We start from the raw sequence: 20,760 nt of genomic DNA, 5'->3' as shown, positions 1-20,760 counted from the left end.
GAAAAGGAGGCCGTTCTCGTTTAAATCAAAGTATAAATTTCTAGTTTTCCAGTGTCAGGGCAACGGCAATATCTGCTTTTACTTCGCCCAGGTCAAGTATTAGATCGCCTCCTTCAAGGTGTGAAATAGTAGAGCTTTTAACTGGATAATCCTGCAATGTATTCCAAAGTGTAACCTTAAAATCTCCAGCCATCATTCCCGGCACTGTTACCGAAACCGCTATAGGTGTTGCATCTGGGTTAATCAGGCCTTTGTTCTTAGGCGTGGCATCTTTCCGAAGCAGCCAAAGTATAGCTTGTTTATCGTCGGCGCAGGCAAAGGCGGCAAACGAATCCGAGTTTAGTTTTACTTCTTCGTTCAGATTTTTTCTTCTGAAATTTTTCCAGTCGATGAGCTCGATGAAGCCGGCCATACTTTTCTGGGCTTCCCGCATGCCGTGCGTTAACGTATGGGGCTGGCGATACGGCCAGCGCATGCCGCCACCCGCTCCACCAGCTGCCAAGTGTGCCCATTGTATGTGCCGGAAGTACTCGTCATCAAACGCTTCTGGCAGCATTTTCTGCTTTGTTTTGTACACCTGGATGGGCCCGTGTTCGCTATCAAAAAACGGCCTGTTGCCCTGCAAATGATTGATGGCCTCGCGCACTAATTTGCCTGTACAAATGGCAGATAAAACGGTTTCTTTTGGTTTGTTGATGGAAGCAGCATCATAAAAATGTGTGCTCGCAAAATCCAGCATCGGGTGCCTGAAAATAACGTCGGCTACAGTCGGGTGCTCGTCCAGCACAGGCCCGAAAAGCGATACGGTTTGCGGATGGCTTTTCCCATACAAACTCATTTCAAGTGTTCGTACATGCTGGCTGAGTTCCTGTATAACTTCAAAAAAATTATCAGTTCTGCCTCCCGCGTACGCCGGATGAATCTCGTTCCAGAGGTCCCAGCCAAATAAAACGCCGCTTCCGCCCCAGCGTTCTACCACAAAGGTTAACCTGTTTTTTACGGCTTCCATCGTATTCGGGCAAAACAGCCAACCTGATCTTTTTTTACAGGGGCCTCCGTTTTTAGCGTTGTAGGGATGATGTTTCCACCGGATCCACATCCAGAACGTATCGAAAGGCGTAAGCAGAATCCGCATGTTATACTTGGCGCAGAGCTTGAACAGGTCGTCCCATAACTGCACCATGTTAGGAGAAAAATTACCGGCCGGCCGCTCGAAATAACTATGGTCGTGTTGCGCATATTCCAGCATCAATCGCAAACAAGTCACGCCTTTGCCGGCGAGCCAGGCCAGGTGCCCTTCTACCTGCGCCAGGTTCTTCCGCCTGAAAAGCCCTTCAAAATCCGGCCAGGTAATCGCATCGTTCTGCCCGATCGGTGTCCAGTTTTCCCCGCTTTCGGTTATAAAATAGGGAGCATCCGGAGCCACCTGTATCCAGGGCAGATCATTTTCCAGGGCAAAAGGCTGCATCCGGGCAATGCCGGGCCTGCTGCTTTTTTTGGGTTGTGCGAGCGTGATTAACTGGTCTTCTGTTTCAGTACTAATGACTTCCATTGGTTTTTATGCCTGTGGTAACATCTTCAAAAATGCTTTCTTTCCCGTTCAACTCCAAATCTACTCCATTGCCCTGAAATAGCTGGTTGCGCGTCAGTATCTTTTTATAGAGTGTAAGGGCCTGCGCCACCACCTGGTCCATGTTATAGTATTTGTACGTTGCCAGTCTGCCTACAAAATGTACGTTTGGTGTCTCGTCGGCCAGCTTTTTATACTTGTTGTAGATCTCGGCATTTTCGGGGCGAGGCACCGGGTAATACGGGTCTCCTTCGGCTTGCGGGTACTCGTAAACGATGCTTGTTTTGGTATGCTGCTGGCCGGTCAGGTACTTAAATTCTGTGATGCGGGTATAAGCATGTTCGTTCGGGAAGTTAACTACAGCTGCTTCCAGATGTTTTTCGGTTGGCAGCGTTTCGTGCTTAAACTCCAGCGAGCGGTAGGGCAGTTTTCCGTAAGTATAATCAAAATACTCATCCACCGGGCCGGTAAAGATCATCTCCTTAAACGCAATCGTATCCTGTACATCATGGTAATCGGTGTTCAGCATGATGTGAATATTTGGATGAGCCAGCATTTTCTCGAACATGGCTGTGTAGCCGTGCAATGGCATGGCCTGGTAGGTATCCGTAAAATAACGGTTATCGCGGTTGGTGCGCACCGGCACCCGCGAGGTAACCGATTTATCCAGCTCAGAAGGGTCCATGCCCCATTGCTTGCGGGTATAGTTCCGGAAAAACTTCTCGTACAGTTCGCGGCCAACTTTGCTCACTACCACATCCTCCGACGTACGCACCGGCGATACTTCCTCGGCCACGGATTTAAAGAAATCATCTACCTCAAAAGAAGTCAGGCTGAGGCCGTACAGTTTGTTGATCGTATCAAGGTTAATGGGCATCGGTACCAGTTGTCCGTCCACGCTTGCCAGCACACGGTGCTCGTAAGGGCGCCACGCCGTGAAGTTAGACAGGTAATCAAACACCTCGCGCGAGTTCGTATGGAAAATGTGCGGCCCGTATTTGTGCACCAGAATCCCGTCTGTGTTATAATGATCGAAGGCATTGCCACCAATGTGGTTGCGCTTATCCAGGATCAATACTTTTTTGTTTAATTGCGTAGCCAGGCGCTCTGCCAGCACACTTCCTGCGAAGCCCGCCCCTACTATCAGGTAATCATACATAGTGTGTTGGTTTAAGCAATTTCCATTTTAGTTTGAGTGGACGCGGCATTCTGGCGAATTTTCAGGCTGATCAGATCAACCATGTCCTGCCAGGTCTGGTCCCACGACATGTTGGCCATGAACGTATCTACCTGCTGTGCCCATACTTTGTCTTCGCGTTGCGTGAGTGCTGCTTCGATGGCCTGCACAAATTCTGCTGATGTGGCAGCAATGTGTACCAGTTTTTCTTTACCATACGGCCTCACCACATCGCGTATCGGCGTAGATACCACCGGCTTTCCAGCCGAAAGGTATTCCGGTGTTTTAGTCGGGCTGATAAAGGTAGTGGACTCGTTGATAGCGAAAGGAAGCAGCGCCACATCCCAGCCACTTAAATAAGCAGGCAGTTCCTGGTAAGATTTTCCGCCCAGGTAATGGATATTGGCGCGTTGAGGCAGCATGGCAGGATCAATTTTAACTACCGGCCCAATCATGATCAGTTGCCACTCCGGTCTGGCATCAGCAACGGCTGCCAACAGATCTAAATCCATGCGCTCATCAATCACACCAAAAAAGCCCATGCGCGGGCCTGCTATACTTGCCTGGTCTGCGGGTTGCGGTAATTGTTGTTTTGCCTGTGCAAAATGCGCTTTATCAATACTGCTCGGGAAAGGGTAAATGGCATTGTGCTGGTGTTGTTTGGCTTCGTATAAACTTTGGCCGCCGGTAAACACCAGGTCTGCTTTCTTGAACAATTCCTTTTCAAGGTCTTTTAAACGCTCCGGTGCAAACTTAAAAGCTGCCAGCTCATCCATGCAATCATACACGGTTAGCTGCGGTTTAAAATGAGCCGAAAAGCCCAGGGCCATGGGTGTATAGTACCAGAAAATATAACGGTCCAGCGTTTCAGCTTTAAAAAAGGCATCGAGCAGATCGCGCTGTGCAGCCTCCAACTGGTTATGATCGAAGCCATGCGGAAAGTGCGGCACCACTACCTGTACATTTCCGTCGCGTGCCGAAGTATGAAGTACCGGGTTTTCTGTCTCATCAAAGATCGGCTCTTCGATAAAGTATAAACGGCCGTGTTGCGCAAACCTGGAGAGCAGGTGTTGGGGGCGCTGGTACACAAAATCCCAGCGCAGGTGAGAGAAGCAAACTACATCCGGCATTTGCTGCAAAAAACTGGTGGCTGTCTCTTGCCCTGTACGGGCGATTTTCATAGGTGAAACACTGTCAGTGCTCGTAATGGCGGCGGTATTTTCTTGCAGGTTAAGGGCAGCAGACGAAGGTATGTCTTTATACATATAAATTTGTTTCGGTTAAGATTTACGGGACTTCGGGAAGCGTGCAAGGCCTTTCAGCTTTTTTGCACATAAATCTCCATAAGTACGATTCAGCTGCTAAAAAGTGAACATCAAATCTTATTATATTTCACTTTTTTATCTATTAATATAATCCTATGTTTAGATTTAAAAATTTTGCCTTTATAAAATACAGTTAACTTAAGTTACTTTAAAGATTAAGCATGCTCCTGAAAATAGCTTTAAAGTATGGCCTGGCGCTGGTATTTATTTATACTTTAAGAGCTTGATTTATACTTGATGGATGATCGGATTTTAGATGCTAAGAAAGTAAGCCTTATATTAGCGGCGCAGTTATACTTCTGGTTTTACATCCGGAGTTGATATACGCAGTTTATACTTTACAACACCAACCTATCTGATTATGAGCAACGAAGTAAGAGCGTTAGAACCCAAAGCTTTATGGAGCAATTTTGCCGACCTGAACGAAGTACCGCGCCCCTCTAAAAAAGAAGAACGTGTTATTCAGTTTATGAAAAGCTTCGGCGAAAAGCTGGGCTTACACACGCAGGTAGATGAGATCGGCAACGTGATCATTAAAAAACCGGCCAGCCCCGGCATGGAAAACCGCGAAACCGTTGCGCTGCAAAGCCACCTGGATATGGTGCATCAGAAAAATGCCGACACCACATTCGATTTCAATACACAGGGCATCCAGATGTATATTGATGGCGATTGGGTAAAAGCAAAAGGCACTACGCTGGGCGCTGATAATGGCATTGGCGTAGCGACTATTATGGCGCTACTAGCCTCAACTGATATTGCGCATCCTCCCCTGGAAGCTCTTTTCACGATTGATGAGGAAACTGGTATGACAGGTGCCTTAAACCTGAAAGGCGGTTTGCTGGATGCCAGCATCATGTTGAATCTGGATACCGAGGACGACCGCGAACTGACTATCGGGTGCGCCGGCGGCATCGATATAAACGCAACCGGAAAGTATACTTCCGACACCCTGAGCGGCGACCATAAAAGCTACAAATTAAGTATAACCGGCTTAACCGGTGGCCACTCGGGCATGGATATCCACCTGGGGCGCGGCAATGCTAACAAACTGATGAACCGCCTGCTGGCTGGTGCTGTCACGGCGCATAACGCACGCATTGGCTCTATAGATGGCGGCAGTTTACGCAATGCCATTCCGCGCGAGTCGTTTGCAATAGTAGCTGTTCCGGCTGCCACTGAGGTCGCTTTTAAAACTTATATTACCGAGCAAACGCAAATACTACAGGCGGAATACAACATCACAGACCCAAACATACAGGTAACACTGGAAGAAGCCGAAACGCCAACAGAAGTTCTGCCAACTGCGCTGCAGGCTACTTTTATCCGGGCCATTTATACGTGTCCGAACGGCATTCACCGCATGAGTCCGGCCATTGAAGGCCTGGTGCAGACGAGCAATAACCTGGCACGTGTACTTGTAAAAGACGGCACTTACCTGATGCAATGCCTGACCCGCAGCTCCGTAGATTCAGAGAAAAATGACCTGGCGATGGCCGTGCAAAGCGCTTTCGAACTGACAGGCGCTACGGTTAGCAACAGTGGTTCTTACCCGGGCTGGACGCCAAAACCAGATGCTGCCATCGTTAAAATTATGAGCGACCTGTACCGCCAGAAATTTAACGAAGCGCCTCACGTTAATGCCTGCCACGCCGGCCTGGAGTGCGGCATTTTAGGGGGAAACTACCCTGCCATGGAGATGATCTCGTTTGGGCCAAACATACAGGGCGCACACTCTCCGGATGAAAAAGTACAGATAAGCTCGGTTCAGAAATACTGGGATTACCTGCTCGATACTTTAAAACAAATTCCGGTTAAAGGTTAATCCAGATACTTTTCAAAGTATAAATCCTTAAATTTTATACTTTGAAGCTGTTTAGCGTTTTTAACTAAATAAATTTTTGCGGCCCTTGCTGCGTGTTTTCACCAGCAAGCACTTCAAGTTTAATGTATAGTTGTGGGTGAAAACACCAACAACGGCGGGTTAAGGCGCTGTAATTGAAAACGCTAAACAGCTTTTTTTGAGAAGCTTTCTTGAAACCTGAAATACAAATCCGGAAATGAAAGCAAAACATCAGTTTTAGCGGACGTTATAAAAGAAACCGAACATGAAAAAGACACTTATTGCAGCCACATTTTGCGCGTTTATTTTTACAGCCTGCTCCGAGCAAAAACCAGCTACTGAAGGCCAGGAAACTGCCCAGGCAGAACAAGCATCAGAAGATTCCGAAGCAGAAACCGTAGTGGTGGAAACACCGGATTTTACAGCTACCGGCGGACCGGTTAAAATGCAGGTGGAACAATTGCTCACAGATTATATTACCCTGAAAGATGCCCTGATTGAGTCGGATGCGGCTACTGCCAAAACAGCAGCCACTACCGTACTGACAGCTGTAAATGCCATTCCGGTTGCGTCGCTGGCAGGTGATGAAAAACAGTATACCGAAGAAAAAACGCAGGCCATAAAAGATGCTGCCACCGCTATTTCCGGCTCTGCCGACCTGGGCGTGCAACGTACACATCTGCAGCCTTTGTCTGAAGCTACTTATGCGCTGACTAAAGCATTTGGCGCTACCGATCAGAAGCTATACTACCAGTATTGCCCGATGGCCTTTGATGACAAGGGCGCTTACTGGATCAGTACGGAAGAGCAGGTGCTGAACCCATACTTTGGTGATGCAATGCTGAAATGCGGCACTAACAAAGAAGCATACAACTAATTTATAAGTTTATACTTTGCTGAAAGCGGAACAGGCTATCCTGTTCCGCTTTTTTGTTTTATAGCGTATTCAGGATTCGTACATTCTATAACTTTTCCGTTATCCATTCTGCTTTATACTTTGAAGCAACATTCCGTTTCATCCTTAAAATAGAATGGTTGGCCGGTTAATTTCTGCTATTCGTCTACTTCTCGTTTCCCTCAGGCAACCACTGCCCTGCTTCCTACATCTTTGGTTCATAAGTTAAAAAGACTAACTCTACATCGCAGCAATCATTTTTAGCTAATTGATTTTCAATTAATTAAATGCAATTATACTTTCTATACAAAGTATAATCTGGTTGAGCGATAAAAAAGTAAGGTTCGTCTAAAACTATACTTTAAATCTAAACAGTACCTTGCTATACATAGTACTTTAGTATAAGTTTGCATCAGTACATTAACACTCGCTAACAAAATAACACTATGAAAAAATTGTATCTCTTTCCTGTTTTGTTTTTATGTATGCTTCTGGGAGCGGGCCCTGCCCAGGCCCAATCCGGAAGTATGCTTTCCGGAACTATCGCCGACGAAAAAGGGCAGGCTGTTGGTTTTGTGAACGTAGCTGTTTTAGATGCTGCCAGCGCTAAGATCGTTACAGGCGCCATTGCTGATATGGACGGAAAGTTTGAGATCAAATCTCCGGCTACCGGCACCTATCTTCTGAAACTGACAAGCCTCGGCTACGTCGAAACCAAGACAGCTGTTTTTACTGTTACGGGTCCTGAGTTTTCGAAAGATTTCGGAAAGATACAACTGAAGTCTGATGCCAAAACACTGAAGGAAGTGCAGGTGCAGGCCTTGCGCCCTACAGTAATTACGCACCCGGATAAAATGGTGGTCAGTGTTGAGAACACGGCCATGGCATCGGGCAGCACAGCTTACGAGGTACTCACCAAATCGCCGGGCGTTTGGGTTGATCAGGATGGCAACATACAGCTGAATGGCAAAGCAGGAATCCAGATCATGCTGAACGGCAAACTATCCTACTTAACAGGCAAGGAGCTGCAAACTTTACTGCAGGGCATGTCCGCTGAAAACATCAAAGACCTGGAGATCATCACTAATCCATCGTCAAAGTATGATGCGGAAGGCGCTTCGGGCATCATCAACATAAACCTGAAAAAGAACATTGATTTTGGTTTGAACGGCAGCGTGTACGGCAACTATACCTACAACAAACTGAATTCATATTCGGCAGGTACCAACTTCGGTTTTAAACAGGGCAAATGGAACACCACCGCCAGCCTCGATTTTGCAAACCAGTTGCGTTACCGCGATATAAACACCAACCGCATCATCATGGACAAAGGCGAAAAAAGCACACTGCTACAGGACGGTTACGACGAGTCTGAGCGCATTTCTCCTTCCCTGCGCTTCAACACCGATTATGATATCACAGACAAGCACAGCATTGGTTTTATGGCACGACTGGCCCATACAACGAGCAGCGATGTGTTCCTGACAGCGACAAACCAAACGCTACAAAATGCAGCCGAAAACAAGTTTATTGATGCCAGAAATGAGGCAGATGGTACTTATAAAAACGGTACGTTTAACCTGCATTACATGGGCAAATTAGATACAGCCGGCACTACCCTGTCTGCGGATCTGGACTTTGTAAATCTGGTGAACGATGACCAGGCGGAGTTCTTTAACCGCACCATTTTCCTGTCCGGAAACCAGGCAGATGCAACTGAACTTCTACAAAACGACAACCCCACCAGTTATAACATTTATGCTGCGAAAGTAGACTTTACCAAACCCCTTACCAAAACTACCAAACTTGAACTGGGCGCAAAAGCAAGCCATGTAATTTCGGATAACGAACTGCAGTTTTATGTTGTGAACGATGGCCGACGAAATCTGGACCCGAACAGAAGCAACCACTTTATTTATACCGAAAACATTTATGCTGCTTATGCCAACTTATCTGCAAAACTGGGCGATAAATGGACGATGCAGGCTGGCTTACGCGCTGAACAAACCGAATCGGAAGGCGACCTGAAAGACAAAGCTCCGATTAACAAACGTAGTTACCTTAATTTTTTCCCGACCTTGTTTCTGCAGCAGAAAGTGAGCGATAATTACCAGATAGGCTACAAATTCAGTCGCCGCATAAACAGGCCGCATTACGAAAGCCTGAACCCATTCGTTTTCTACCTCGATAAATTTACATCGGCACAGGGCAACCCGAACCTGAAACCGCAATACACCAACTCTTTTGAAGTAACCAACACGTTTAAGCAGACCTATAACCTGATTTTGAGCTACGCCGAAACCAAAGATTTTATGGGCGAAGTACCGATGCTGGTGAAGCGTATGGTAGAAGAGAACGGCGAAATGAAAGAAGAAATTGCAACTGTTTTTCTGCAGCAAAACGTGGAAGATTTGCGCAACGCTACCGCTACACTGGTTGCTCCTGTACGAGTTTCCAAAAGCTGGGAAATCAGCAACAACCTGATTCTGATGTATAATCGTTACAAGAAAGAAATTGCCGATGAGCCGGTGTTAAACGAGAAAACAACTTTCTTCTTCAACACAAACCACAACATCAGGCTGCCTTATGGTTTCGGCTTGGAGCTTTCCGGACAATACCAGGGCCCGGCCGCATACGCACTCTACGAAGTAAAAAGCACCTGGTGGGCTGATGCAGGCTTGAAGCGTTCTTTTAAAGACGATAAACTGACCCTGACCCTGAATGTAACAGATATCTTTAGAAGCCGCACCATGAACGTGGATACCTACTTAAACGGCAACTTGAATGCCATAGAACAGTACCGCGGCACCCAGGCCGTGCGCTTCAGCCTTCGCTATAAGTTTAACAAAGGCAAATCGTTTGAGCAACGCAAACGCGACACCAGCCTCGACGAGCTGAACCGTACCGGAAATTAAGATTCTTATGATTTTATACTTTGCCGGCAGCAGATTTATACTTGCTGCCGGCTTCGTTTTTATACTTTGCGATTGATTTATACTTTGGTTGATCAGCCAGAAATTAGCTGTTTAGCATTCAGATTTACTTATTGAGGAAACGGTAAAAGATCATCCCGCCAATTGCATAGAGTACGCCATCCACCCAATCGGAAGTATAACGGGGCATAAAACCAGGAAAGAAAACTTCGAAAGCAAGTATAAAATACACGACCGTAAAAACCACGTGGTACCACGCAAGCCGTAATTCAGAACCGTAAAAAAGACGAAGCAAGTATAAAGTGATGGTTAGTACCAGGGGCAGGCAAAGCAGATCATCAAGGTAATTTATTATCCACCACGGTCTTGGTAAGGCCAGCCAACGCCAGCTTACGTGCCCAGCATAAATTGCCGCCAGCACCCAGAATAAGGGAGAAACAGTGTGCCAGATTCTTAGCCAGCCAGAAATGCGATAAGCCACAGAATAAGCGAGATAATGGAAACAAAGGCAAGCTGAAAGCCCAGCCCTATCCTTTTGAAAAACTTAGTATACCACGCATCATCCGGATCGACCTGAATAAAATTAACGGAGAAACGCTCTTTTTCTTCTTGTTTGCGCACTTCCTGTGCTTGCTGGCTGGCTACTTTAACCGGGTCCAGTATCTTGTGGCAATGTTCGCAGCGGTCAGTTGGGTTCTGGTTCCAGCCGGACCATTGGCCGCAGTGTGGGCATTTCTTGCTGGCTTTCATAAAGTATAAATTTATTTGTGGCAGGTAAACCTAACCTGAAATCGTGTAAAAGAAAATCAAATGGCAGCATTCTAATTTACTCTATTAGTAAACAGGCAAGTATGATTTTAAGGGGTCTAGAGTAAATTTCAGGTAGTAATAGCTTGATGATTTACTGGCTTACAAAGTATCCATTATCGGAAATTGCTTGTCGGGTTGGCAGGCCGTATAAGTAGCCAGAGAATGATGCCCAGCGGCCAAGATGGCAGAAATGCAACCAGCAGCGCTATTAAAATACCGGATTTCCCTCTGCGTTCGGCATCGCGGTAGGCCCAGATAATGCTCCAGACATAAAGTACCAGAATCACAATACCCAGCACAATTCCTAAAAGCCCGAGCCCTAAGATTAACTCTCCCATTACTTTACATTCATTGGTTTACCTTATTTTTTAACGAAGTAAACACATGTTGGTTTAACATCGGCCCCGCCCAGACGTACGCTTTAGTAAATGTAACTTAAAAATAATGCCATGGGCCTGAAGAATATAGTAGACAAAGTAAAGGAAGAAATTAAGGTGTTGCAGGGCGATGCCTCGAAAGATAAGGTTTATGCCAACGAGCAGGAATTTGCCGATGAAGCTGCCGCATTAGCCGCTTTTAAACGGAGCCAGGAGAAATTATTTGATGTAAACAGGTGGTCAGAACTGGAAGGTTTTAACTCTACCTTTACACTGTATGATGCCAACGGAAATCCGGCAGAAAACGAAGTGGCGCAGGAAGGCTTTTATATGCAGATCATACTTCCGGCCTCTCCGATCGAGAACTGGGTACGCATAACTGATGTACGCCGGCAAGACAACCTGGTGGAATTTACCGTGCACCCCAGCGAAAAGCCAAAGCCAACCAACGAAGGCAGGGAGGTAACCCAGCACTTTTTTGTAAAGGAAGCCAGCAGCACGTTCCGGGTAACCAAAGAAGGCATCAAACTGGCCGCTTTCGAAATCGGTAAGAACGAGACCATCAACAACACCGGCGAAGAGGCAGGTAACAGAGCTTTACTGAATACGCTGGTGGCAGAAGGCGGCTGGGCAGGTGTGCAGGCGCTGCAATGGGATAAGCTTACCCGCTACCTGGTACATTTAGAAGAACCTCCGACAGCAGATACAGCTAACGCTTAAATCTTCGTTTAAACAAAAACCCCACGCTGCCTACCTCATAAGAGTTGTGCAGCGTGGGATTTTATACTTGGATCGTATGCTTGTTACAGAAGTTCCTGGTATAGTTTCTTAGATTTTACGCGCAATGAAAACCAACCGTAATCAGCTTTCAAAGTATGGAAATTACTGCCTTCGATGATGCCGTTAACGCTTTTGCCGTTCAGCTCTTCAGCAATAATTTTATCTTCAATCACAAGAAAATCTTTTACCAACCCTTCCTTCACAAAAGAACATTCTACGCCTTTAGTGTTGTAAGTCAGTACCAGTGTGTTGCTGTTTGCTAAACCCTGTTGTATTTTCTCTAATTCCTTCATAAATAATTATTGATCTAAGGCTATAAGTAATATTGGTAACAGTTAGTTCCTTAATATATAAATATTTTTTCAAACAAGTGTACTATTGGCTTAACTATCAAGGTTAAGTTAAACCTGAAAGTATAAAAGTTAAGGTTTACGGTCTTTTCCTTGTTGATGTAAGAATATATTATGTGTTAGTATACTTTACACCTCCCACAACCAGTTAATGCGGAATTTAGAAGCAAAGCAAATATCGGTTGGATGGAGCATACTCCGATTTTCAGGGAGATTTCCAGAAGATGCTGATTGGTTATTTTGAACAGATATGGTTTGAGCAGAAGTTTAACCTTGAAAATAAATACAGTACTGAACGGTTTTAAAGGGGCTTTTTGGAAAAAAAGTATAAAATAAAAATGCGATAGTGAACAATTTAGCCTACCTTAACGTCTTCAGTGTATAATTAACAACATCATGAACAAAGGAACAGTAAAATTTTTCAACGATTCTAAAGGATTCGGATTTATCAAAGACGCAGATTCAGGACAAGAGTACTTCGTACACATCTCTGGACTAGTAAACGAAGTTCGTGAGAACGATGAAGTAACTTTCGACCTGCAAGAAGGAAGAAAAGGACTAAACGCGGTAAACGTAAAGCTGGTTTAGTTTTAAACTATAAACCATCAAACAAAAAAGGCCTTGCTTCACAGCAAGGCCTTTTTTGCGCCCGCTATTTCCGCTCTGATAAGAGGTTAGGTTGTTGGGTAAAAAAAACACCTGAACTCTTTAAGCGCATAATTTTCCCGTCTCTGCCTGCGCTTTCGCGTATATCCAAAAAACATACGACGAACAAATGAAACAGACAACTCAAAACTATACTTTAAAAGCATTGGGCATGGGCGCTATTGCAGGCATGCGTGCGCTTTCGGCCCCTGCCATACTCAGCAACGAATTACAGGACGCCCCTACCGCTTTGCTTGCCAATAGCCCCTTGCGTTATTTACAAAAAGGCCCGGTAGCAACCGGACTTAAATGGCTGGCCGTAACCGAAATGGCCGGCGATAAAGTACCGAACTCACCAGACCGGATTGCCTTGCCGCAGATCGGGGTGCGCGCTATTTCAGGCGCTGTAGTAGGGGCTACCATCTTTACTGTAAACAACGATAGTCCGCTAAAAGGCGCAGCACTCGGAGGTGTAGCTGCCATTGCCGCTACCTATGCCACTTTCTACCTGCGCAAAGCGCTACATGATAAAGGCAAGGTTCCGAATTTAATCTGTGGATTGATCGAAGATGGCATCATGCTGAAAAGCGGCTTAGCCATCGCTAAAAAGTAATTCATACTTTCTTTAAATCTGCCGGCTGGTGATTTATACTTTAAAATCATCAGTCGGCAGATTTTATTTTAGCACCCTGCAGCTGATTTCAACATAGGTTATCAATGCATACTTTCCCTTGTTTTCATTTATACTTCTCAAAGATGATTTCCAATATACAGCATTCTGATAACGCCAACTTCTGAACAGTAAATAACATTAATCACTTTTTGAGCGAAAATTTATACGCATCTTTGCAGGAGTTTATACGCAACCACTGCATCATGAAAGTTGAACAGATTTATACCAGTTGCCTGGCTCAGGGCGCTTATTACATCGAAAGCAACGGCGAAGCTGCCATCATCGACCCGCTCCGCGATATTGAACCCTACCTGCAAAAAGCTGCCGGCAACAACGCCACCATCAAATATGTACTCGAAACACACTTCCACGCTGATTTTGTATCCGGGCACATAGACTTAACCAAAGTAACCGGCGCAACGCTGGTTTTCGGGCCGAACGCGCAGCCCTCTTACCCTGCCCATATTGCCAAAGACGGCGAAGAACTGAAAGTGGGTAAGCTGACCCTGAAAGTGCTGCACACACCTGGCCATACATTAGAATCTACCACGTATTTGCTGCAGGACGAGAACGGAAAAGACCTGGCACTATTTACCGGCGATACACTGTTTATTGGCGATGTTGGCCGTCCTGATCTGGCTGCAAAATCGGACCTTAGCCAGGCTGACCTGGCCGGTATGTTGTTCGAGTCGCTGCGCACGAAGATCATGCCGCTGGCAGATGATGTGGTCATTTATCCAGCGCATGGCGCGGGCTCTGCTTGTGGAAAAAACATGAGCAAGGAAACATCTGACACCCTCGGAAACCAAAAGAAAACCAACTACGCCCTGCGCGCTGATATGACGAAGGCGGAATTTATTGCAGAAGTTACCAACGGACTCCTTCCTCCTCCGGAATATTTTCCGGTTAACGTACAACTGAACAAACAAGGCTATATCAACATTGATACGGTGCTTGCCAAAGGCCTGCAGCCTTTAACAGTAGCTGCGTTTCAAAATGAAATAAATAGTGCGAACGCACTGGTGCTGGATACCCGCAAACCGCAGGATTTTGCTGCCGGCTTTATTCCTAAATCAATAAATATCGGGATTGATGGCGGCTTTGCGCCCTGGGTAGGCACTTTGTTACCGGATGTGCACCAGCCTATCATATTAGTTGCAGATGCAGGCCGCGAGCAGGAAGTAATTACCCGCATGGCCCGCGTTGGGTTCGATAACATACTTGGCTTTCTGGAAGGCGGAATTGCTGCCTGGACTGCTGCCGGAAACAAAACTGAAACCATCACCTCTATTGCAGCGGATGCGTTTGCAAAAACCTATGCTGAGGATGATACAATTGCTGTAATTGATGTGCGCAAGCCCGGCGAATTTGCTCCGGACCACATTGTAAACGCTAGGAACCTGCCGCTCGACTACATACAGCAGCAACTTGAGCAGTTTCCGAAGGGTGAAACGCTATATATCCATTGCGCGGGTGGTTACCGTTCTATGATCGCAGCTTCCATCCTGAAGCACAAAGGCTTTACCGATCTGGTTGAAATACAGGGAGGTTATGCTTCCATCAAAAACACAACTATACCACGCCATATAGCTGCAACTGAAGTATCGGCTTAAAAGAATAATAGAGTACATTATAAAAAAAGCGCCTCCTGATAAAGAGGCGCTTTTTTTATTACCAGTTCTGTTCGTGGTTTCTTCTGTATCTGTTCTGATGATCCTGATTTCTGTAATTATCTGAATCAGGTTGCCTTATACCCTGTCCGTATGCATTGCGGTTTTCGCCGCCGCCATAACCTGATGCGGATGTGTATTGTGTTACATTGCCTCTGTCGCCGCTCATGGCGCCGTACTCAGGTGCTCCACCAAACCCGCCATGTGCACTGTAATTAGATCCTCCGAAGGCAGCACCGCTGTAACCGCTCATTCTTCCGGAATTGTAGCCTTGCTCCTGCTGATATCCCGAACCTGATGAATTTCCGAATTCCGGGACGCCGTAGCCCTGCCGGATATCGTCTAACTGGTGGTGCTCGCGACGTACCTGGTTATCATAAGCGTTCCTTAATTGTTGGTTGTTGCGCTGGTAATTGTTGTACGCTTCGTTATCGAAATCGTGGTTGCCGGAACGGAGTCGGGCGTGGTTATCATACTGGCTCATATCTTGGCGGCGCTCTTCTATACTTCGGCCATTAAAATTGCTGTCTGGTCGGCGGTCGTGGCCTCTCCCGAAATCGTTGTGGTAATTCTGGCCGTGGCTTTGGTTGCGTCTGTTTTCTTCGCCTACACCTCCGTGGTAATAGTTGTCTTGCTCGTATCTTTCCATAGCGTTGTTTATTAAATTGAAGTATGAATTAGTTTGAAACTATACTTTACGTTTTAATCAAAGTATAAATCTGAAAAGTATATAATACAAAAGCCTGCAACATGGCAGGCTTTTGTGAGTGTGAATAGGGTTCCGTACGACTTAGTATCTGTCGTTCTCGTCCCAGTTTCTGCCACGGCCGGAGCGTGGATTCACATTGTTATCGGAGTTATAGCTTCCATGGCCAGACTGGCTTCCGGAACCATAGTTGCCCTGGCTGCTGCCTGAGCTTCTGCCATAACTAGAGTTAGAAGAACCCATAGAGCCGCCGCCGTAATTAGACGAACCCTGGCCTCTGGAGCTGCTGCCGTAATTGCCCTGCGAACCTGATCCCATAGAACCACTTCCGCCATAACCTGAGCCAGAACCCATCGAGCTGCTACCATAGTTTGAACCACCGTAGTTACCCTGTGAACCTGACCCGCCTCTGTTGCTGCTTCCGTAGTTTGATGAGGAACCGTAGTTGCCTTGCGAACCACTTCCGTAGTTAGATGAGCCTTGTCCTCTTGAGCTGCTGCCATAATTACCCATGGAGCTGGAGCTTCCCGTAGAACCGCTTCCATAATTACCTTGTGATCCTGAACTTCCCATGGAGCTGCTTCCACCATAACCTGAGCCTGAACCCATAGAACTGCTGCCGTAACCTGAAGAGCCAGTGTTACCTGAACCGTAGCTATTCATAGAGCCGCTGCCAAAGCTGTTTCTGCCACTATCAGATGATGCGCCATAGTTGCTTCTGCTGCTGCTGCCGTAACCAGACTGCGATCCTGAGCCATAGCCTGACTGTGAACCTGAACCAGACGAACCATAGTTTGATCCTCTGCTTGAACCATAGTTGCTGCTGCCGCTCTGGCCGTAGTTAGATGAACTGCCCATGCCACGGTTTTGGCCTCCGGAGCTATAGTTGTTGTTCATGTAGTTGCTGTAATCGTTGTCGGAGCTGCCACGTGATGAGCTGCCCTGCGAAGAAGAACCGTAGTTTCCTGACGAGTAACGATCGTTGCCACGCATACTTCCGGAAGAACTTCCCTGGCTTCCGTAGCTACTTGATTCGCCTCTGTCTGAGCGGTAAGAACCGCCGCCGCCGTATCTGCTGGCTTCATTGCTGCTGGAGTTGCCTAAATTAGAGTAACCATACCCTGAGCCTCCGCCATAAGTGCTGCCACCTTCTCCGTAACGAGTACCGCCGCTGTAGTCGCCGGTCGTGCTGCCGTAAGAGCGGTAACCGCCACGGTCGCTGTCGCTGGATGAGCCATATGAACGGTTGCTGTTTCCTGAGTTTCCGTAGTTGCGGTTGCTATTGTTATCCTGGTTATAGTCATCGTCATCGTGTCCGACTACGCGGTTCCAGGCGTTGCTTATAGTCTCGCCTACGCGACCCAGAAAACCTCTGTCTTCGTTATTGTCGTAATCGTTGTTGTAGTCATTCTGATAATCTCTTGCCATAGCTTTGGTTTTTAAAAATTAGAGTTAAAGTACACATGCTTCTTAAACGCAGTTACTTACGGCCGGTTATCCTTTTGAGCTTTAAAAACCCATATTTCACCGCAAAATATTTGGGCCCGCTTTTATGCTCCAGGTATCCTGAGCTGCATCTGATCTAGTCATCCCTGTTTTAAGCTGATAAAGCAGACTTCCGCCACAACATTATAAGGCAATTACAGGTACTGCATAGTGCTTTACTACAAATCCGTTTTCCTTCCTTCGTAACAAAAAAATGGCGACTCAAAACAGGTATCTGAATGCTAACATGCTCTTAAACCGCCTTTTTGAAGAAGGCCTATCCTTACAAGCCATCACATCTACTTTGCAAAATGAAATAAAACAGGCTGAGAACCTGAAGATAAACCTGGTAGATGAAGAGATAAAAAATAACCCGGAAGCAGTGGTGCTGCTCACAAATGATATCGACTCTTATGTTATGAAACTGCAGCAGGTGTTAGCTGAAATCGGCCTGGACCGTTATTCCCGGAAAGTACTGAACTCCGAGCCGATCGCAGAAGTCAGGAATGCAATTTTAAAAATTCTGGAAAACGATAAGGAATAGAGTAATCTATACTTTCAGGAAGTATAAATTAATTTTGTTGTGGCTAATAATCACATTAAGCAGGCTGAACAAAGTATAAATACCTGCAACAAAGTAAGCCAATCGGTGTTATGCTGAAAAGCATGTTACAATTCCGCGACCGAACATTTACTGATGCATAACCGCACATCATCCTAACCAGCTAAACCGTTTATTTTAAAGTATTTTATTAGGGAAGCTCTAAAGGCCGTTGTAATTTTGCGCCTTTAACCGAGCGACTAAAATCTGACGCAGTAATGGAAAGAATAACAACTGATATATGTATAGTGGGCGCAGGCCCCGTAGGACTTTTTGCCGTATTCGAAGCCGGACTTTTAAAAATGCGCTGCCATGTGGTAGATGCGCTGGCAGCTGTTGGCGGCCAGTTAACCGAGATTTATCCTAAAAAACCGATCTACGATATTCCGGGTTTTCCGGAAGTGATGGCCGGCGACCTGGTTAAAAATCTGGAGCAACAGATTGACCCTTTTCACCCTACATTTACATTAGGCGAGCGCGTAGAAGACCTTGAAAAACAGGAAGACGGTTCTTTTATAGTAACCACTGTTGCCGGTACCGAAATTGCCTGCAAAGTAGTAGTGATTGCCGGTGGCCTGGGTTCTTTTGAGCCCCGCAAACCAGCCATCGAAAACCTGGAAAAGTATGAAAACAACGGCGTAACCTACATGGTGCGCGATCCGGAAACATTCCGGGACAAGCGCGTGGTAATTTCGGGTGGCGGCGACTCTGCCTTAGACTGGACTATTTACCTGGCGGCAATCTGCAAAGAACTGACCCTGGTACACCGTGGCACCATGTTCAGAGGAGCGCCTGAGTCTGCGGCCAAAGTCATGAGCATGGCAGAAGAAGGCCAGATCAAACTCATCCTGAAATCGAATGTAAGCGAGCTGCACGGCGAAAACGAACTGGAAGCGGTAACGGTGCTGGTTGATAACGAGGCACCTTATCAGATCGAAGCCGATTACTTTATTCCGTTATTTGGCTTGGTTCCGAAGCTTGGCCCGCTGGAAAACTGGGGACTGGATTTGGAGAAAAGCGCGATCGTGGTAAACACCTTTGATTACTCTACCAATATCCCAGGCATCTACGCCATCGGCGACATCAACACGTACCCGGGCAAACTGAAACTTATACTTTGCGGTTTCCATGAGGCGGCCCTGATGGCACAAAGCGCTTACAACATTGTGTATCCAGATAAAAAATTCGTGCTGAAATATACTACCGTGAACGGCATACAGGAACTGACATGAAAGACACCATAACCATTTATGTAGCCCAGGAAAACGGCGAACGCATTGCCCTCGAAGCACCCACCGATATGGGCCTTTCGGTTATGGAAGTGCTGAAAGCAAATGAGTACGATATTCAGGCTTTGTGCGGTGGAATGGCTATTTGCGCAACCTGCCATGTAGAGGTACTGGAAAGCGAAGCACTACCCGAGCAGAGCGACGACGAAGCGTATATGCTGGAATCGTTGCCGCACGCTACCCAGCAAAGCCGCCTGTCGTGCCAGCTGCGTGTAAACGAAGAACTGGATGGCATAGTGCTGCGCATTATGCCCGAAGCTTAACATTTATACTTGCAGGCATGCTGTTTATACCTGGCAGCGTACTTGAAAGTATACTTACCCACCCCTAGCCCCTCCAAGGAGGGGAATTTATACTTGAGCGAATTCCCCTCTCAGGAGGGGTTAGGGGTGGGTTTACAAGTTCAGAGGTAATCTCTTTGTACAGGCTCCAACCTTTACTTTAGCAACCCCGATAAATGTTCCAGCTGCTCACCTTCCAGCGTAGTATAACCCCGCATGGCATCCGCCGTCAGGCACGAGTGAACAGGTAGCACATACAGCAGATCGCCGATTTTATACTTTGCCAGTTCCGCATCGCTCGCTTTTACGATACCATGTTCCTGCGAAAGCGACACCAGCATAATCCCCTCTTTTGGCGCAGTCCAGCCGCTTTCGGTTAGCTCCACAATCCGGCCAAAACATAAGCTGCCATCTGCCTGCGGCAAAACATCTTTCGAGAAATGCACGCTGCCGCCGTAAAGTATAATTTCGTTGCGCTCCGGGTGAATGGCCACTACCGGGCAAGCCATGCAAACTGCAATTTCATCAAAAGTACAGGAGCCGATGTGCTGCTGCGTGAGGTCGTAAAAAACATAATTGCCCGGCCGGATCTCATCCACACCACTCAGATCATCCAGCATACTACACGAAGGCGTATCGCCTAACGAAAGCTTCAGGTCCGGAAAATGCGGTTTATACTTTGTTTGAAGCTCCTGCAATGCACTGACCGTTGTGTTATGAATGGCCTGCACGGCTGCTTTTTCGGTTTGCTTATAGGTATGGCCGTCGTGTGCCAGGAAACCCGAGAAATACAGGTTTACACTTTGTTTTATACTTTCTAAAGTTAAGCTGATGTGCCCATGATCGGTTGGAAGTATGCCGGTGCGGTGATAGCCGGTATCGATCTTGAGCCAGGTATAAACCGGATGCAGCAACCCTTGCGCCAAGGCCTCAATCGTTTCTGAATTTACAGCAACCAGGTGTAGTTTTATAGTGGCGGCCAGCCGGTTAATGCGTTCCATTTCCAGGATGTTGGCCGGGAAAGCTACCATAATATCCGTCCAGCCGTGGCTTGCAAAATACTCGGCCATCCGCAACGATGAAACCGTTATCCGGTCTACTCCCGCTTCCCGGAACCACTCGCCCACCTGCCAAGATTGGTGTGTTTTAAAATGCGGCCGCAGCTTCACATTATTTTGGTCGGCTTTCGCTGCCATTTTATGTATGTTGCGTCTGCATTTTTCCTGATCGAGCAAGAGCGTTGGTACGGTTATGTTCATGGCATTCTACTTTTGAGGATACATCACTTTTATACTTCAGGCAATGTAAATGATTTAACAGGTATTAAAAATAAGAACGTAGCTTTAAGTT

General features: G+C 46.6%; 20 protein-coding genes. 10 read left to right on the top strand and 10 right to left on the bottom strand.

The genetic code is table 11. From position 1 onward, the window contains the following. Positions 1-40 precede the first annotated feature (40 nt). From DP923_RS13930 to DP923_RS13920, 3 genes are read right to left on the bottom strand one after another with little or no spacing between them, the layout of a single operon-like run. The gene (locus DP923_RS13930; protein WP_239021041.1) at positions 41-1,552 is read right to left on the bottom strand and encodes a glycoside hydrolase 5 family protein; all 1,512 of its coding nucleotides are present in this window, start codon (positions 1,550-1,552) and stop codon (positions 41-43) included. Continuing rightward, positions 1,539-2,729, bottom strand: coding sequence for a UDP-galactopyranose mutase (gene glf, locus DP923_RS13925; protein WP_112306474.1), 1,191 nt, complete (start codon positions 2,727-2,729; stop codon positions 1,539-1,541). Before glf ends, DP923_RS13930 begins: the two co-directional genes overlap by 14 nt. Before the next feature lie 11 nt (positions 2,730-2,740). Beyond that, complete coding sequence (locus DP923_RS13920; protein ID WP_239021040.1) at positions 2,741-4,012, bottom strand: glycosyltransferase family 1 protein; 1,272 nt, start codon at positions 4,010-4,012, stop codon at positions 2,741-2,743. A 421-nt stretch (positions 4,013-4,433) separates the two neighbouring features. Here DP923_RS13920 and DP923_RS13915 point away from each other — a divergent pair, with 421 nt between their 5' ends. The 3 genes from DP923_RS13915 to DP923_RS13905 all read left to right on the top strand — a co-directional run bounded on the left by DP923_RS13915 (position 4,434) and on the right by DP923_RS13905 (position 9,725). Then, positions 4,434-5,897 carry an aminoacyl-histidine dipeptidase gene (locus DP923_RS13915; RefSeq protein ID WP_112306473.1) on the top strand — a complete coding sequence of 488 codons (1,464 nt, stop codon included), beginning with the start codon at positions 4,434-4,436 and terminating at the stop codon, positions 5,895-5,897. Between the two features lie 283 nt (positions 5,898-6,180). Beyond that, entirely contained in the window at positions 6,181-6,792 is a 612-nt protein-coding gene (locus DP923_RS13910) for a DUF3347 domain-containing protein (RefSeq protein WP_112306472.1), read from the top strand. A 464-nt stretch (positions 6,793-7,256) separates the two neighbouring features. Next, complete coding sequence (locus DP923_RS13905; RefSeq protein ID WP_112306471.1) at positions 7,257-9,725, top strand: outer membrane beta-barrel family protein; 2,469 nt, start codon at positions 7,257-7,259, stop codon at positions 9,723-9,725. Between the two features lie 124 nt (positions 9,726-9,849). Here the strand turns inward: DP923_RS13905 and DP923_RS16590 are convergent, their stop codons facing one another. From DP923_RS16590 to DP923_RS13895, 3 genes are all read right to left on the bottom strand, one after another. After that, positions 9,850-10,224, bottom strand: coding sequence for a hypothetical protein (locus DP923_RS16590; protein ID WP_125047741.1), 375 nt, complete (start codon positions 10,222-10,224; stop codon positions 9,850-9,852). Next, entirely contained in the window at positions 10,197-10,493 is a 297-nt protein-coding gene (locus DP923_RS13900; protein ID WP_112306470.1) for a hypothetical protein, read from the bottom strand. Before DP923_RS13900 ends, DP923_RS16590 begins: the two co-directional genes overlap by 28 nt. 173 nt (positions 10,494-10,666) lie before the next feature. Next, entirely contained in the window at positions 10,667-10,891 is a 225-nt protein-coding gene (locus tag DP923_RS13895) for a hypothetical protein (RefSeq protein ID WP_112306469.1), read from the bottom strand. Between the two features lie 111 nt (positions 10,892-11,002). On the opposite strand from DP923_RS13895, the gene DP923_RS13890 reads away from it, so the two are divergent. Further along, a complete protein-coding gene (locus DP923_RS13890; protein ID WP_112306468.1) occupies positions 11,003-11,650 on the top strand; it encodes a hypothetical protein in 648 nt (215 codons plus the stop codon). Positions 11,651-11,733: 83 nt separating this feature from the next. On the opposite strand, the gene DP923_RS13885 is transcribed toward DP923_RS13890, so the two are convergent. After that, a complete protein-coding gene (locus tag DP923_RS13885) occupies positions 11,734-12,003 on the bottom strand; it encodes a hypothetical protein (RefSeq protein ID WP_112306467.1) in 270 nt (89 codons plus the stop codon). Between the two features lie 453 nt (positions 12,004-12,456). Here DP923_RS13885 and DP923_RS13880 point away from each other — a divergent pair, with 453 nt between their 5' ends. From DP923_RS13880 to DP923_RS13870, 3 genes are all read left to right on the top strand, one after another. After that, positions 12,457-12,648, top strand: coding sequence for a cold-shock protein (locus tag DP923_RS13880; RefSeq protein ID WP_112306466.1), 192 nt, complete (start codon positions 12,457-12,459; stop codon positions 12,646-12,648). A 187-nt stretch (positions 12,649-12,835) separates the two neighbouring features. Next, positions 12,836-13,318 carry a DUF4126 family protein gene (locus tag DP923_RS13875; protein WP_112306465.1) on the top strand — a complete coding sequence of 161 codons (483 nt, stop codon included), beginning with the start codon at positions 12,836-12,838 and terminating at the stop codon, positions 13,316-13,318. Between the two features lie 263 nt (positions 13,319-13,581). Further along, positions 13,582-14,991 carry an MBL fold metallo-hydrolase gene (locus DP923_RS13870; RefSeq protein WP_112306464.1) on the top strand — a complete coding sequence of 470 codons (1,410 nt, stop codon included), beginning with the start codon at positions 13,582-13,584 and terminating at the stop codon, positions 14,989-14,991. A 58-nt stretch (positions 14,992-15,049) separates the two neighbouring features. Here the strand turns inward: DP923_RS13870 and DP923_RS13865 are convergent, their stop codons facing one another. Together DP923_RS13865 and DP923_RS13860 are read right to left on the bottom strand one after the other, a co-directional pair. Beyond that, a complete protein-coding gene (locus tag DP923_RS13865; RefSeq protein WP_112306463.1) occupies positions 15,050-15,697 on the bottom strand; it encodes a hypothetical protein in 648 nt (215 codons plus the stop codon). Between the two features lie 141 nt (positions 15,698-15,838). Continuing rightward, positions 15,839-17,182 (bottom strand): hypothetical protein, encoded by a 1,344-nt coding sequence (locus DP923_RS13860; RefSeq protein WP_112306462.1) that lies wholly within the window; start codon positions 17,180-17,182, stop codon positions 15,839-15,841. A gap of 271 nt (positions 17,183-17,453) precedes the next feature. Here DP923_RS13860 and DP923_RS13855 point away from each other — a divergent pair, with 271 nt between their 5' ends. The 3 genes from DP923_RS13855 (at position 17,454) to DP923_RS13845 (ending at position 19,392) form a co-directional block, all read left to right on the top strand. Then, the gene (locus tag DP923_RS13855; RefSeq protein ID WP_112306461.1) at positions 17,454-17,783 is read left to right on the top strand and encodes a hypothetical protein; all 330 of its coding nucleotides are present in this window, start codon (positions 17,454-17,456) and stop codon (positions 17,781-17,783) included. A 275-nt stretch (positions 17,784-18,058) separates the two neighbouring features. Beyond that, positions 18,059-19,072: an NAD(P)/FAD-dependent oxidoreductase gene (locus tag DP923_RS13850; protein WP_112306460.1), complete on the top strand. Its 1,014-nt coding sequence runs from the start codon at positions 18,059-18,061 to the stop codon at positions 19,070-19,072. Further along, on the top strand, positions 19,069-19,392 hold the full coding sequence (locus tag DP923_RS13845; RefSeq protein WP_112306459.1) for a 2Fe-2S iron-sulfur cluster-binding protein: 324 nt from the start codon (positions 19,069-19,071) through the stop codon (positions 19,390-19,392). The genes DP923_RS13850 and DP923_RS13845 overlap by 4 nt, the downstream gene beginning before the upstream one ends. Positions 19,393-19,565: 173 nt before the next feature. Here DP923_RS13845 and DP923_RS13840 read toward each other — a convergent pair whose 3' ends face one another. Then, a complete protein-coding gene (locus DP923_RS13840) occupies positions 19,566-20,669 on the bottom strand; it encodes an alanine racemase (protein WP_112306458.1) in 1,104 nt (367 codons plus the stop codon). Between the last annotated feature and the right edge of the window lie 91 nt (positions 20,670-20,760).

The sequence above is a fragment of the Pontibacter arcticus genome, from assembly GCF_003284895.1.
Lineage (GTDB): Bacteria > Bacteroidota > Bacteroidia > Cytophagales > Hymenobacteraceae > Pontibacter > Pontibacter arcticus.
This window is presented reverse-complemented; position numbering and strand designations above follow the sequence as displayed.

Excerpts from the sequence above, each read along its gene's own strand:
- DP923_RS13930 (WP_239021041.1), bottom strand. The coding sequence starts at position 1,552 with ATGGAAGTCATTAGTACTGAAACAGAAGACCAGTTAATCACGCTCGCA.
- glf (WP_112306474.1), bottom strand. The coding sequence starts at position 2,729 with ATGTATGATTACCTGATAGTAGGGGCGGGCTTCGCAGGAAGTGTGCTG.
- DP923_RS13920 (WP_239021040.1), bottom strand. The coding sequence starts at position 4,012 with ATGTATAAAGACATACCTTCGTCTGCTGCCCTTAACCTGCAAGAAAAT.
- DP923_RS13915 (WP_112306473.1), top strand. The coding sequence starts at position 4,434 with ATGAGCAACGAAGTAAGAGCGTTAGAACCCAAAGCTTTATGGAGCAAT.
- DP923_RS13910 (WP_112306472.1), top strand. The coding sequence starts at position 6,181 with ATGAAAAAGACACTTATTGCAGCCACATTTTGCGCGTTTATTTTTACA.
- DP923_RS13905 (WP_112306471.1), top strand. The coding sequence starts at position 7,257 with ATGAAAAAATTGTATCTCTTTCCTGTTTTGTTTTTATGTATGCTTCTG.
- DP923_RS13900 (WP_112306470.1), bottom strand. The coding sequence starts at position 10,493 with ATGAAAGCCAGCAAGAAATGCCCACACTGCGGCCAATGGTCCGGCTGG.
- DP923_RS13895 (WP_112306469.1), bottom strand. The coding sequence starts at position 10,891 with ATGGGAGAGTTAATCTTAGGGCTCGGGCTTTTAGGAATTGTGCTGGGT.
- DP923_RS13890 (WP_112306468.1), top strand. The coding sequence starts at position 11,003 with ATGGGCCTGAAGAATATAGTAGACAAAGTAAAGGAAGAAATTAAGGTG.
- DP923_RS13885 (WP_112306467.1), bottom strand. The coding sequence starts at position 12,003 with ATGAAGGAATTAGAGAAAATACAACAGGGTTTAGCAAACAGCAACACA.
- DP923_RS13880 (WP_112306466.1), top strand. The coding sequence starts at position 12,457 with ATGAACAAAGGAACAGTAAAATTTTTCAACGATTCTAAAGGATTCGGA.
- DP923_RS13875 (WP_112306465.1), top strand. The coding sequence starts at position 12,836 with ATGAAACAGACAACTCAAAACTATACTTTAAAAGCATTGGGCATGGGC.
- DP923_RS13870 (WP_112306464.1), top strand. The coding sequence starts at position 13,582 with ATGAAAGTTGAACAGATTTATACCAGTTGCCTGGCTCAGGGCGCTTAT.
- DP923_RS13865 (WP_112306463.1), bottom strand. The coding sequence starts at position 15,697 with ATGGAAAGATACGAGCAAGACAACTATTACCACGGAGGTGTAGGCGAA.
- DP923_RS13860 (WP_112306462.1), bottom strand. The coding sequence starts at position 17,182 with ATGGCAAGAGATTATCAGAATGACTACAACAACGATTACGACAATAAC.
- DP923_RS13855 (WP_112306461.1), top strand. The coding sequence starts at position 17,454 with ATGGCGACTCAAAACAGGTATCTGAATGCTAACATGCTCTTAAACCGC.
- DP923_RS13850 (WP_112306460.1), top strand. The coding sequence starts at position 18,059 with ATGGAAAGAATAACAACTGATATATGTATAGTGGGCGCAGGCCCCGTA.
- DP923_RS13845 (WP_112306459.1), top strand. The coding sequence starts at position 19,069 with ATGAAAGACACCATAACCATTTATGTAGCCCAGGAAAACGGCGAACGC.
- DP923_RS13840 (WP_112306458.1), bottom strand. The coding sequence starts at position 20,669 with ATGAACATAACCGTACCAACGCTCTTGCTCGATCAGGAAAAATGCAGA.